The sequence below is a fragment of the Guptibacillus hwajinpoensis genome (assembly GCF_001039475.1).
Lineage (GTDB): Bacteria > Bacillota > Bacilli > Bacillales > Guptibacillaceae > Guptibacillus > Guptibacillus hwajinpoensis.
In genome coordinates, this window is sequence record NZ_LELK01000004.1 from 651,440 (window position 1) to 664,242 (window position 12,803).

Annotated in this window: 10 protein-coding genes; 9 read left to right on the top strand and 1 reads right to left on the bottom strand. The window is 40.4% G+C overall.

Annotated features, from left to right (window positions below; genetic code table 11):
- Positions 1-8 precede the first annotated feature (8 nt).
- From AB986_RS13465 to AB986_RS13505, 9 genes are all read left to right on the top strand, one after another.
- Positions 9-974, top strand: coding sequence for an alpha-E domain-containing protein (locus AB986_RS13465; protein ID WP_048311636.1), 966 nt, complete (start codon positions 9-11; stop codon positions 972-974).
- Positions 971-1,834 carry a transglutaminase family protein gene (locus AB986_RS13470; protein ID WP_048311637.1) on the top strand — a complete coding sequence of 288 codons (864 nt, stop codon included), beginning with the start codon at positions 971-973 and terminating at the stop codon, positions 1,832-1,834. The genes AB986_RS13465 and AB986_RS13470 overlap by 4 nt, the downstream gene beginning before the upstream one ends.
- Before the next feature lie 112 nt (positions 1,835-1,946).
- The gene (locus AB986_RS13475) at positions 1,947-3,140 is read left to right on the top strand and encodes a CdaR family transcriptional regulator (RefSeq protein WP_048311638.1); all 1,194 of its coding nucleotides are present in this window, start codon (positions 1,947-1,949) and stop codon (positions 3,138-3,140) included.
- A 139-nt stretch (positions 3,141-3,279) separates the two neighbouring features.
- Positions 3,280-5,007 (top strand): sugar phosphorylase, encoded by a 1,728-nt coding sequence (locus AB986_RS13480; protein WP_048311639.1) that lies wholly within the window; start codon positions 3,280-3,282, stop codon positions 5,005-5,007.
- Positions 5,004-6,143 (top strand): glycerate kinase, encoded by a 1,140-nt coding sequence (locus AB986_RS13485; RefSeq protein WP_048311640.1) that lies wholly within the window; start codon positions 5,004-5,006, stop codon positions 6,141-6,143. The genes AB986_RS13480 and AB986_RS13485 overlap by 4 nt, the downstream gene beginning before the upstream one ends.
- Positions 6,144-6,146: 3 nt before the next feature.
- On the top strand, positions 6,147-7,778 hold the full coding sequence (locus tag AB986_RS13490) for a sodium:solute symporter family protein (RefSeq protein ID WP_048311641.1): 1,632 nt from the start codon (positions 6,147-6,149) through the stop codon (positions 7,776-7,778).
- Between the two features lie 18 nt (positions 7,779-7,796).
- Positions 7,797-8,336: a hypothetical protein gene (locus tag AB986_RS13495; RefSeq protein ID WP_048311642.1), complete on the top strand. Its 540-nt coding sequence runs from the start codon at positions 7,797-7,799 to the stop codon at positions 8,334-8,336.
- Positions 8,337-8,691: 355 nt separating this feature from the next.
- Entirely contained in the window at positions 8,692-11,658 is a 2,967-nt protein-coding gene (gene fdhF / locus AB986_RS13500) for a formate dehydrogenase subunit alpha (protein WP_048311643.1), read from the top strand.
- Entirely contained in the window at positions 11,642-12,139 is a 498-nt protein-coding gene (locus AB986_RS13505) for a helical membrane plugin domain-containing protein (protein ID WP_048311644.1), read from the top strand. Before fdhF ends, AB986_RS13505 begins: the two co-directional genes overlap by 17 nt.
- Before the next feature lie 26 nt (positions 12,140-12,165).
- Here the strand turns inward: AB986_RS13505 and AB986_RS13510 are convergent, their stop codons facing one another.
- Positions 12,166-12,660 carry a VanZ family protein gene (locus AB986_RS13510; RefSeq protein WP_053216183.1) on the bottom strand — a complete coding sequence of 165 codons (495 nt, stop codon included), beginning with the start codon at positions 12,658-12,660 and terminating at the stop codon, positions 12,166-12,168.
- Positions 12,661-12,803: the final 143 nt, after the last annotated feature.

Below are 12,803 nucleotides of genomic sequence, written 5' to 3' on the forward strand. Positions count from 1 at the left end.
AGGTGCTTATGCTCAGTCGAGTTGCAGATTCATTGTATTGGCTAACACGTAATGTGGAACGTGCTGAAAACAATGCGAGGTTAATTGCCGTTAAGTTAACAAGCCGTCTAGAGAATGCAAACCCAATCGAGGAAACGAATCAAAACTGGTATGAACTAGTAGAAATAAGTGGATTTCAGGAAGTGTTTGATGAGGAATATAACCGTTCAAGCGACCGTAATGTATTAGAGTTCTTACTTTTTTCATTGAAGAATCCTAACTCTATTCTCAATACCATTACGATTGCGAGGGAAAATGCACGGGCTGTTCGTGAAATCATACCGAATGAGCTGTGGGAAAGCATAAACTCTTTTTATCTGAAACTAAAGCGTCATAGTCACACTCCGTGGACGATGGAAGAAGTGAATGATTTATGTGAGCTTGTTAAAAAGGAGTCCCTTCTTTTTCAGGGGATTGTAGAAGCAACAATGCCACGAGGAGATGCTTACCTTTTCATGGAAATGGGTAAACATCTGGAAAGAGCGGAAAAAGCAGCACGCATATTGGATGTCTACTATCATAAAGATCTAGAATGCTACCAGAACAAAGAAATTGTTGAGTATCACCACTGGTGGTCCGTTCTTCAGTCTGTTAGTGGCCATGAGGCGTATATTAAAACGTACAGGCCGCTAATTAAGAGCCGTAACGTAGCTGAGTTTTTCATTCTTGATGCTGAGTTTCCTAGGTCTATGATTTATTGTATTCACAAAGTTAGAAATGCCTTCGTAGCCCTTGAAGATGGTCATGTTGAACATTACTCAGAATCGCTTGCACAGGAACTTGAGCACCTTACGAATGACTTAATCGATTTCTCAATTGAAGAAATTCTAGGTCAGGGAGCACATGCGTTTCTTCAAAGCTTTCAACACAGGTGCATGACAATTGGCATGCACATTACCAAAACCTATTATCTGGGGGAAGTTGTGATACCATGAAATACGAAGTTACCCAAACGAATACCTATCAATATGATTTGCCAGTAAGACAGAGCATTAATCAGTTCAGGTTAAAGCCACTACATGATCAGCAGCAAATCCTTCATGATTACAATGTACTGATTAAACCTGCTAGTCAAACATATGGTCATACTGATTATTGGGGTAATTATGTTGAAACGTTCTATCTTTGGGGAGAGCATCAGGATCTTTCGATTGAAACCGTGTCGACTGTTGAAACAAAGCCTTTTGAGATTGACCTTAGCTTGCCACTAACAGATGAGCAGCGAAAAGAACTTCATTCTGAAGCTTTTAAGCAAGCACATACGGAGTTTATGATTGAAACGGACTATACGAGCATGTCCGATGGTGTGATGGAAGCCGAGACAGAGGGTTTGTGGAAAGACGCTCGTGACGAGCTTGAATTTGCCGTTAAATTGAACGAGCATATTTATAACACAATGGAGTATGTTTCCGGCGCAACCAATGTGGAAACGACTGCTGAGAAAATTCTAACGCATCGAACTGGCGTTTGTCAGGATTATACGCATCTGATGCTTGCGCTTTGCAGGTACCGCGGAATTCCAGCTCGCTATGTTAGCGGGTATATCTACATTGGTGAAAATTCCGCTTATCGCGGCGACGCAGCTACACATGCATGGCTAGAAGTTAAGGTTCCTGGGTTACCTTGGATTGGCCTCGACCCAACGAACAATGCGATTGCAGCGGAGCAGCATATTCGTATCGCAGTCGGTCGAGATTACCGTGACATCTCACCGTTAAAAGGCGTTTATATTGGCGGGGCACATACACTCAATGTGAGCGTAGGTGTTAAGAATTTAGAAGAGCGGGTCAGCTGATAACGAGCTGCTCGTTTTTTTTATTGTCGAATTCCTTAGGTATAAGAAATTTGCTAGCATGTAATAGAGTAGACCCTTTAACTTTAAATCATTTGAAAAGAGGTGGAAATGGATGATTATTTCTCCTCCGCTTGCTCAATCGATCGTGGAAGAAACAGAAAAAATCATTAGTCGTAATATTAATTTCATGGATGGAGAAGGCAAAATTATTGCTAGCACTGATCCTAATCGAATTGGACATTTTCATGGAGGAGCCTATACTGTCTTGCAACGGCATCAAAGCCTTGTGATTGAAGAGGATGATGAGTTAGAAGGAACGAGAAAGGGAATAAACCTTCCTGTTTTTCTTCATGATCAAATTATTGGAGTAATAGGCATAACCGGTGCTCCTGAAGAAATTAAACAGATGGGTGAGGTTATTCAAAAAATGACTGAAATCCTTGTTAAGGAAGCGTATCTGGATGAACAGCTTGAGCTAGAAGATCGAGCAAAAGAAGCGTTTATTGATGAATGGATTGATGGTAAGTGGGAAAACGATAAATTATTTGCCTCAAGAGGCTGGATACTTGGTATCAATGTTCATATCCCTAGAGTGGCTGTTATTCTTGATATGATTGGGATGAATGATCTAATTTATGAGAAACTATCAAGCTATCAGGCTGATGTTAAAGGAGAACTTGAGATTCAACGTTTTCGTCGTGATATTCTTCAAGAAATTCAATCTAGGTTCCCACCTAATAGTCAGCATGTGATCATTCCAACAGGAAGTACTCGATATACACTTTTACTATCTGTTAACGATCAGGTACCTGAATCGAATCGTAAACGTAAGATTCAATTTCGATTGGAACAAATCCAACAGGCAATTGAATCAACTTATCCTTTTACAATGGCGGCCGGTATTGGAAGAATGTATAACACGCCAAGAGAAATTTCAAAATCTGTACAAGAATCTGAGAAAGCCTTGCTCCATTCCAGAAAGCAGAGTAATTTATTTTTCTATGATCAGCTAGGTATTGAATCTTTCTTGTATGATCTTTCACCAGAAGTGAGACTAGATTTTGTTGAGCGTATTCTCCCTTTAGAAAGAGTAGAGAAAAAAGATCAATTAATTCAAACGCTTGAAACATTTTACAAAGCAAACGGCTCCATCCAAAAAGCATCTAGTGAGTTATTTATTCATAAGAACACTCTCCAATACCGCTTAAAGAAAATCAGTGAATTGACTGGATATGACCCTCGAAACTATGAGGATGCTGTTCTTCTGCAAGTGGCTCTTGCTTTTTATAAATCAAACCCTGCGTAGACACCTTTGAGAAGGTGTCTTTTGTTATGTGTACTAAAAAGTAGATTAAATTATTGTTTGTTTTGGTTTTGTGTAACATAGAATGCTTTTGGAAGCTTTACTACACTAATAGTAGAATAACAACCGGGAGGCAGGACATATGGAAACGACAGTGAAGAAAAGCTTAGTCAATAAATTAGAGCGGCTCTACGGGGAACAACGAGCGCTTTCTGTGACATCAGAAGTAATGGAGTTAATTCAAACATATAAGCAGAAGCAAATCGAGCCTGAGAAAAAATGGGTGGATGAAAAAGATATTATGATGATCACATATGGTGATTCTATTAAAGAGGAGGGAGAGGCCCCTCTCAAAACGCTTCGAGAATTTTTATCTGATCACCTTACAAATGAAATTAATGCGGTGCATATTCTTCCTTTTTATCCTTATTCGAGTGATGATGGCTTTTCTGTAATGGACTATAGAACGATAAATGAAGAGCTTGGCAGCTGGGATGATATTCGAGCGCTTTCTCATCAATCAGACTTAATGTTTGACGCGGTTATTAACCATATTTCAAGTAAAAGCAAATGGTTTAAAGAGTATTTGAAAGGAAACGAGGCGTATCAGGATTACTTCGTTGAAGCGGATCCTAAGGCAGACTATAGCAAAGTGACGCGTCCTCGCGCGCTTCCTCTTTTAACAAAAGTTGAAACGAGTAATGGAGAAAAGCACATTTGGACAACGTTTAGTGAAGATCAAATTGATTTAAATTATGAGAGTGATCGTGTGCTTCTCGAAGTACTTGATATTCTTCTCACTTATGTTGAGAAAGGAGCACGTTTTTTACGATTAGATGCGATAGGCTTTATGTGGAAGAAGCTCGGCACAACATCAATTCACCTGGAAGAAACACATTTGCTAGTACAGGTTATGAGAGAAGTGCTTGAGGAAGCGGCACCAGGCACGATCGTTATTACAGAGACCAACGTTCCTCATAAAGATAACATCAGTTATTTTGGAAACGGTTCAAATGAAGCACACCTTGTTTATCAATTCCCTTTACCTCCATTAACGCTTCATTCGTTTCAAACAGGAGAGGCATCGGAGTTAACGCAGTGGGCAAAATCCCTTGAACCGACTACAGATTCAACGACGTATTTTAACTTTCTTGCTTCTCATGATGGAATAGGAGTTCGACCAGTAGAAGGGATCCTAACACCGTCTGAAGTGGAGAGAATGGCAGATAAAGTACAAACCAATGGTGGATACGTATCTTATAAAGATAATGGAGACGGTACTAAGAGCCCGTATGAATTGAACATCAATTATTTGGATGCGATTTCAACTAACGGGGAATCGGTTGAGAAGAAAGCAAAGCGTTTTATTGCAGCTCAATCTGTACTTCTTTCATTGATGGGTGTTCCTGGCATTTACGTTCATAGTTTACTAGGGTCTCAAAACGATCTGGAAGGCGTTAAAGAAACAGGACGTTATCGTTCCATTAATCGCGAGAAGCTAACAAGATCAAGTCTTGAAGAAGAGCTTCAAACAGAAGGAAGTTTGCGGAATCTAGTTTTCAATGATCTTAAGGCACTTATCAGTATTCGCAAATCAACTAAAGCGTTTCACCCAAATGCATCTCAACAAGTTTTGGAAATGGATCGTCGCGTATTCTCTGTTGTTCGAACGAATGAGCAAACGGGAGACAGAGTGGTAGCAATAATCAATGTTTCAGACGAAACCGTTCCGGTTCAACAAGAAACATTTGATTCTTACGTTAAGGGTACCGCTCACGATCTTATTTCCGATCGTAAAATCTCTTCAGATATAACGTTATCTCCTTATGAAGTGATTTGGTTGCACTCAACATTGGAGGTGAGTTCATGAGAATCGTGATAGCTCCTGATTCTTTTAAAGGGTCTATGAGCAGTCTTACCGCGGCTCAAGCGATTAATCGTGGGATAAAGGAAGTGTTTCCTGATGCCGAGACGATTCTCGTTCCGATGGCTGATGGAGGAGAAGGGACTGTTGAAGCCCTAGCGACTATTCTTAATGGACAAGAGGTCGCGGTTGATGGCATCAGCGATCCCCTGGGTCGCCCGATCAGAGCGACATATAGTTGGGTGGAATCAACATCTACAGCGATTATTGAAACAGCCTCTGCATCAGGTCTTCCGCTGCTTAAAGAAAGTGAACTCGATCCAGATCAAGCGTCTACTTATGGAACAGGAGAGTTAATCAAACACGCTCTGGATAAGAAAGCACGAAAAATCATACTCGGTTTGGGGGGGAGCGCAACTGTAGACGCAGGAACGGGCTGTTTTGAAGCGTTAGGCGTTCAGTTTCGCGATCAGAGCGGCGAGAGAATAAAAGCTACTGGAGCTAAACTGGCTCATATTTCTTCTATCGATCTGACCTTATTAGATTCTCGTCTAAAAGATGTGGAAATTGTCGTAGCGTCTGACGTAACGAATCCTTTACTTGGGGAGGAAGGCGCTATTTCTGTGTTCGGACCACAAAAAGGTGTTAGTGATATTACTAGATTTGAAGCTGGAATGAACAATTATGCAAGTAGAGTGAGTGAAAAAATCGGTATGAATTTGGAGAATAGCGAGGGGAGCGGAGCAGCTGGCGGGTTTGGTTTTAGCTTACTAGCTTTCTTAGATCCCATTTTTATGAGCGGATTCTCTTTAATAGCTGAGCATAGCTGTCTTAAAGAACAAATGAAGTCGAGTCACTTGGTGATTACAGGCGAAGGAAAATTAGATTCCCAAACGTTATATGGGAAAGTGCCTTCAGGTATTTCTGAGCTAGCTAAATCTGTTAACGTTCCTGCAATCGCTTTCGCTGGAACTTCAACGATTTTAGAAGATAAAGAGAAGGGCATTATGACCGTTCTACCTATTATTGATGAACCAATGGAATTGAAGGAAGCGATAAGACGAGGACCTGATTTATTATATCGTGCCAGCAAACGCTTTATGACGCTATACCAATGGATTAGTGAAGAAAAGGGGGAATAAAAGATGAGTCAATTTACGATGCTTGATTACATTGTGCTTGTAGTTTATATTCTGGGGATTGCATGGTTTGGAGCGCGTTTTGGTAAAAAGCAAAACACGACAAAAGACTATTTTCTTGGAGGCAGAAGCATCCCATGGTGGGCTATTGGACTTTCAGTTATGGCGACACAAGCGAGTGCGATTACTTTTATAGGTGCTCCTGGTTGGGGGTATGAAGGCGGGCTAGAGCGAATTAATACGTTTATTAACGTACCTCTTGCAATGGCTTTTCTTATCGCAACAATTGTCCCCTTTTTCTATCGAGCAGAAGTTTATACGGCTTATGAGTATTTGGAGAGACGTTTTGGAGCGGGGACACGAACATTGTCGGCTGCCCTCTTTCTAGTAGCTCGAGGACTAGCGACAGGTGTTGTTCTTTATGCACCAGCATTAGTATTATCAGTTGTAACAGGATGGGACATTAAGCTAACGATTATTCTAATGGCTGTGATCGCAGTATCTTATACGGTGCTTGGTGGGATCAGTGCGGTTATCTGGACTGACGTCATTCAAATGTTTGTCTTATGGTTAGGAGCTGCGATTAGTATCGTTGTTATTCTAGTGAAAGTTCCGGGCGGTATGAGTAGTATTCTTACCAGCGCTTCAGACGCTGGTATGCTTCAATCACTCAATTTCTCGTTTGATCTTTCCGTTGAATACAGCGTTTGGGCAGGTGTGATTGGCGGTTTCTTCCTTCATGCAGCTTACTTTGGAACAGATCAAAGTCAAATTCAGCGTGTTTTAACAAGTAAGTCAATACGCGAAAGTAAGCTTTCACTCGTTCTAAGCGGCGTTCTTTTAATTCCGCAAATGCTACTTTTCCTTTTTATCGGTATTCTTTTGTTTGCATTCTACCAAACGTTTGGTGATCCAAATATTGATAACTTGAATGAGCTATTTCCACTATTCGTTGTGAATCAGTTACCGGCAGGAATATCGGGTCTGATCATTGCAGGAGTTTTCGCAGCTGCTATGTCTAGCTTAGACTCAGCTCTTAATTCATTGTCAGCCGTGTCAATTCGTGATTTCTATGGTCAATTTGTGAAGAAGAACGCATCGGATGAGCATTATCTAAAAGCTTCTCGTTGGGCAACGATTTTTTGGGGAATTTACGCAACAATTTTCGCTTTCTTTGCCGCTAATCTTGGCCCGGTTATTGAAGCAGTAAATAAGATCGGCTCTTATTTCTATGGTGCACTTTTGGGCGTGTTTATCCTTGCTATATTTACAAAACGTACAAATGGAGTAGGTGCTGTGACTGGTATTATAGCCGGGATGCTGTCCGTTTGGGGCGTCACACAGTTTGCGGAAGTATCATGGTTATACAATAATTTCGTCGGAGCGATTATTTCAGTAGGAGTTGGATATGTTGTTAGCTTTATTGGTGAAAAACCTAAAGCCGAGAAGCTAGCAGGGCTAACACTGTTCGACCTAGATGACGACATACAAGAAGTATTAAAAGCACGTTCGGAAGCTGCAACGTCTCTAAGTGATGAAGAAATTGAAGAAGAACGTCGTACATCAAGATGGCCGCTATATTTAATTGGGTATTTCGTTGTTGTTATGATTGTCCTTTATCTAATAGGGTTGATCTAGAGAGGGGTTATCAAGAAGATGACTTATTATATCGAACCTACAATTAATCGGCAGAAAGCATTGAAAGCTATGAAGCAATATACTTCGAGTTTTCTGCTGCGCATCGTTGAGAATAAAAAAAAGATTGAATCGAGTGAACTCGTCTATCTCCCTTTTTGGATGTATGAGTATCATCTGGAAACTACCTCATTAAAAGAAGAAATTAATGGGAGAATAGCGATTGAATCGATCTCTGAGCAAGCTGCTATTCTACCAGTTGATTATCCTCTTCAAGAAGGAGAAGTTCCTGGAGAAATTTTTGCTCATTGTCCTCCAAATCCAGAAAAGGCAAAACATGCGCTATATTGGGAAGCGTTTGGAAAAGAAAAAAAGAGAAAGCAGATTAGCATTTCTTTGGAAAATCCATCACAGCTCTATTTGCCCTATTGGGTAGGTTATATTAAAGGGAATAGAAGAGAAGTCTATATGGTTGATGGCGTAACGGGAAAAGTTGATTTACCTATGAAAGACTCTTTCCTCCATCACTTAAAAAATCAATTGAAGCACAGCTCGATATGAGCTGTGCTTTTTTAATTTTGGATAGCTATTATCTTAAATGTGCAAAATTATGAATTTTTTCGAAATGGATTGTCTAAATATTCCTGAAGTAGGGAAAGGGATAGAATAGTGCATCAAATTACGAAGGCTCTTTTCAAAAGGTTTTTTCTAAAAGAATGTTGTTTTTGAAACGATTTTTGTATAAAAAACCACACTTCGCTAATTTCCGCTATAGCAACAATGTCTACGAAAAGAGCTTTTTTTGAAAGCGGTTTTCTGAAAAAACGATACTTAGCTGACTGGAGCAGAAATCAACTACTATTATAATTCTATCAATGGTTACAAAAATAGCTTATACAAAAAAGGGTGATGTGATTTGCAGGGATCAATTCAGGTCGTGATTAATGGTAAAAGTGTAGCAGTGTCTAAGGAACAAAGTGTATTGCAAGCGTTAAATGAACAAAATTTAGATTTACCAAGTGTTTGTTATCACCCTAGTCTTGGTGCGATTGAAACGTGTGATACGTGTATGGTGGAAGTTAATGGAGAGATCGTGAGAGGTTGCTCAACTACCCTTTCGAACGGTGACAACATTAACTCGACAGCTTCTCATGTGAAGCAAGCGCAAGACATTGCGATGGATCGCATTCTTTACAATCACGAACTTTATTGTACAGTCTGTGATTACAATAATGGAACGTGTGAAGTACATAACACAGTCAAAGAGATGAAAAAGAATCATCAAAGTATCCCATTTGAAGCAAAGCCAGAATCCGTTGATAACTCTAACCCCTGGTATCGCTATGATCCTGATCAGTGTATTCTATGCGGTCGATGTGTAGAAGCTTGTCAGGACGTGCAGGTAACGGAGACACTAACAATTGATTGGGAACGAGAGCGTCCACGCGTCATTTGGGACAATGACGTTGATATTAATGAATCATCGTGCGTTTCTTGTGGACACTGTTCAACCGTATGTCCATGTAACGCAATGATGGAGAAAGGCATGGAGGGTGAAACAGGGTTTCTAACAGGAATTCAACAGGATACCCTTCGTCCGATGATTGAACTGACGAAAAACGTAGAAACTGGATATGATTCTATTCTTGCTATTTCAGATATGGAATCTGCTATGAGAGAAAATGAAATTAAGAAAACAAAAACCGTTTGTACGTATTGTGGCGTAGGATGTAGTTTCGATGTATGGACAAAAGGAAGAGATATTCTTAAAGTAGAGCCGCAAGTGGAAGCGCCAGCAAATGGGATCTCAACGTGTGTGAAAGGTAAATTTGGTTGGGATTACGTAAACAGTGAAGAACGCCTAACAAAACCATTAATTCGAGAAGGCGATACGTTTAGAGAAGCGGAATGGGATGAAGCGCTTAAGCTAATTAGTAGCAAGTTCACAGAAGTTAAAGAAGATCATGGTGCAAATGCGCTTTCTTTCATTAGCTCTTCCAAATGTACAAATGAGGAATCTTATTTAATGCAGAAGCTTGGTAGAAGCATTATTGGTACAAACAATATTGATAACTGCTCACGTTATTGTCAGACTCCTGCAACGGTAGGTTTGTTTAGAACAGTTGGTCATGGTGGTGACGCTGGATCGATTAAAGATATCGAAATGTCTGAACTTGTTATTGTCATCGGTTCAAATACGTCTGAATCTCACCCTGTTCTATCAACACGAGTGAAAAGCTCCCATAAACTTCACGGTCAAAAGCTCATTGTATCTGATTTGAGAAAGCATGAAATGGCAGAACGATCTGATCTATTTATCCGTCCATCTTCTGGAACAGATCTTATCTGGCTTTCAGCTGTTACAAAGTACATCATCGATCAAGGCTGGGCTGATGAAGCTTTCTTGAAGTATCGTGTAAATGGTCTTGATGATTATATTGCAAGTCTTGATCAGTACACCATGAGCTATGCATCAGAAGTAACTGGAATCGATGAAGCGGAGTTAATTCGCATCGCTGAAATGATTCATGAAGCAAAAACAACAGTTGCGCTCTGGGCAATGGGTGTTACACAGCATAGCGGTGGTGCAGATACGAGTACCGCGATTTCGAATTTGCTTCTTGTAACAGGAAACTACGGTAAACCTGGTACAGGTGCATACCCGCTTCGTGGACATAACAATGTTCAAGGAGCAAGTGACTTCGGCAGTATGCCAGATAAAATGCCTGGGTATGAGAATGTAATGGATGAGAAGGTTCGTGACAAGTATGAAAAAGCCTGGGGTACGCCATTACCACAAGAGCCTGGTTTAAATAATCATGAAATGGTTGAGCATATTCATGAAGGCAAGCTGAAAGCGATGTACTTAAAAGGGGAAGACATGGGGATTGTTGACTCCAATATGAACCATGTGCATAAAGCGTTTGAGAAACTAGACTTCTTTGTCGTGCAGGATCTATTCCTCACTAAGACGGCTGAATTCGCAGATGTTGTTCTTCCAGCGAGCCCAAGTCTTGAGAAAGAAGGAACGTTTACGAATACAGAACGCCGTTTCCAGCGCCTCTATCAAGCTCTTGAACCGCTTGGCGATTCGAAGCCAGACTGGCAGATTATTATGGAGATTGCGAATGAAATGGGAGCAGGTTGGGATTATTCTCATCCTAGTGAGATCATGGCAGAAGCCGTTCAGCTTGCCGATATGTTTGCAGGCGTCTCTTATGATCGTCTTGAAGGGTATAACAGTCAACAGTGGCCGGTAGCAGCCGATGGGACAGATTCTCCACTTCTATTTGAAGATGAGTTCCCGTTCCCTGATGGCAAAGCGCGACTCTTTCCTGTTGAATGGACACAGCCGCTTCAGTATGACGACGAATACGATCTTCACATTAACAATGGTCGACTGCTCGAGCATTTTCATGAAGGCAATATGACATATAAGAATAAAGGAATTAAATCAAAGACGCCGAGTACATTTGTCGAGGTATCACCAGAACTAGCTGATGAGCGGGGCCTTACTGATGGAACACTTGTAAGGCTAACTTCGCCTTATGGTGCTGTGAAAATCAAGTGTCTCGTAACGGATCGTGTTCAAGGAAAAGAAGTCTACATTCCCCTCAATGATACAGACGATGCAGCGGTCAATTTATTAACGAGTAGTCGAGCGGATAAAGATACAGATACACCAGTTTATAAAGAAGTAAAAGCAAAGATGGAGATCTTGAAAGATCGAGGAACTTCTCCACTTCCTAAGGTTAATCATCGTTACGGTAATCCGCAGCCACAAAAAGGCGTGATGGTTGAGCGGAAATGGGCACGAAAAGACTATATTTTCCCTGGAGATATGGTAACCAAGGAGGCAAACTCATATGGCAAAAGCCATTAAGCAGATTAGACGGATCGAAGTTACTGAAGAGGAAAAACGGGCGAATGACTTACGCGAAATCGAAGATGCTTTGCTTGAAAATAAAGATGCACTTCTTGAGACGCTTCAAGTTGTTGGTGGGATGAAGGAGAGGGGTATTCTATCTCTCCTTAACGGTTTGTTTGGAGAAGGAGATCGAGTTCTAAAAGTACTTGTTGATTTGTTGAACCAACCTGAAAATACAGCAGCCTTAAAGAATATGCTTCTGTTAGTTGGAACCATGGGAAACATTAATGTTAAGGAGCTTGAGCCTCTACTATTAAAAATTAACTCTGGAATTGAAAATGTTGCAGAGCACGGAGAAGATACTAAGAAAACAGGATACTTAGATTTGCTACGAACTTTAAAAGATCCTGAAGTGAATCGTTCTCTAACAATCCTCATTACGTTTCTTAAGGGAATGGGGAAGGATACTGAAAACGAAGGACAGCTTAAAGATTAAATCAATACGTTTAACTAAAGTCCCGCTTAGCGGGACTTTTTTAAATGGAATCGATTAAAAATCATATAAAGAAGTGCTGCTAGAAGAATCCCTAATGTGTCTGGAATAAACACATCTATCAAATGCCCCGTTCTCCCTTTCACTAAGCTTTGATGAAATTCATCAAACAATGCATATCCAAATCCCGAAAGAGATCCTAGCAGTAAGGATGGATGTCGTCCTCTTTCCTTAAAGCCCATCACACAGAGAAGCGTAAGAAGACCAAATGATACGACATGCGCCGCTTTTCTAATAAAAAACTCTACGTACTGATACGGTTCTGAAGGTGTAACGAGCGAACCGTCATACGTAAACTCAACCTGCGGTAAGTCTTCTTGAGATAGAGTAACGTAATCTTTAAAAAATGGTTTCATATCCTGCTGTTGATAAGGTGTATGGGATGAAATAAAGAGAATTCCCATCATCATAACTGAGAGGATGGACCATTTCCAATTCTTAATCATCGTAATGGTGATCAACACACTTTCTTTCCTAATTCTAAATCAGTTTAGTCACAATCATATCGAAATTTGTGCATAATAGGTAGTGGATGTTTAGAGAAATGTTAAAGTATTGTTTGAAAATAGTGAATGTGCTCTTTACTAGGTAGAAACTTTTTATAATA

Bases quoted from the DNA above. Each gene is read 5' to 3' on its own strand.
- AB986_RS13485 (WP_048311640.1), top strand. From the start codon at position 5,004: ATGAGAATCGTGATAGCTCCTGATTCTTTTAAAGGGTCTATGAGCAGT.
- AB986_RS13495 (WP_048311642.1), top strand. From the start codon at position 7,797: ATGACTTATTATATCGAACCTACAATTAATCGGCAGAAAGCATTGAAA.
- AB986_RS13505 (WP_048311644.1), top strand. From the start codon at position 11,642: ATGGCAAAAGCCATTAAGCAGATTAGACGGATCGAAGTTACTGAAGAG.
- AB986_RS13475 (WP_048311638.1), top strand. From the start codon at position 1,947: ATGATTATTTCTCCTCCGCTTGCTCAATCGATCGTGGAAGAAACAGAA.
- AB986_RS13465 (WP_048311636.1), top strand. From the start codon at position 9: ATGCTCAGTCGAGTTGCAGATTCATTGTATTGGCTAACACGTAATGTG.
- AB986_RS13490 (WP_048311641.1), top strand. From the start codon at position 6,147: ATGAGTCAATTTACGATGCTTGATTACATTGTGCTTGTAGTTTATATT.
- AB986_RS13480 (WP_048311639.1), top strand. From the start codon at position 3,280: ATGGAAACGACAGTGAAGAAAAGCTTAGTCAATAAATTAGAGCGGCTC.
- AB986_RS13470 (WP_048311637.1), top strand. From the start codon at position 971: ATGAAATACGAAGTTACCCAAACGAATACCTATCAATATGATTTGCCA.